Origin of the sequence: Phocaeicola sp. RTP21198st1_B8_RTP21198_201120 (assembly GCF_040929485.1) — a bacterium.
Lineage (GTDB): Bacteria > Bacteroidota > Bacteroidia > Bacteroidales > Bacteroidaceae > Phocaeicola > Phocaeicola dorei.
Map to the genome: position 1 here is coordinate 1 of NZ_JBCOCI010000253.1, position 448 is coordinate 448.

The 448-nt window shown below is 50.7% G+C and carries 1 protein-coding gene; it reads right to left on the reverse strand.

Features of this window, described 5'->3' with window-relative positions; all coding sequences use genetic code 11:
- Positions 1 to 448: efflux RND transporter permease subunit (locus AB5935_RS25100; protein WP_368327767.1), on the reverse strand; the 448-nt coding region annotated here is incomplete at both ends.

Genomic DNA, 448 nt, shown 5'->3' on the forward strand with positions numbered 1-448 from the left:
GAATTCTTCGGGAGTAATGAGACGTCCGGTGTACTTCATCGTATACTGATAAGTCTCATCGGAATTTTCACCGAACGAACCGGTAGCCGATTCGATATTCTGCTCGGCAAGCACACCGGTGATATCGGACGGAATCAGTTTGTACTGTGCCATCACGTCCGGTTTCATCCATACACGCATACTATATTCACCGCCCATAATCATCAGGTCGCCCACACCGGAGATACGAAGAATCTGCGGTTTCAGGTTGATGCTGATATAGTTGGACAGGAAGTTCTCGTCGTAACTGTCGTCCGGACTATACAATGAGAACATCTGCAGAATACTCGTCTGACGCTTGGAAGTGGTCACACCGACCTGGGTTACCTCCGCCGGAAGTTGTCCCGTAGCACGTGATACACGGTTCTGCACGTTGACAGCCGCCATATCGGGGTCTGTGCCCTGCTTA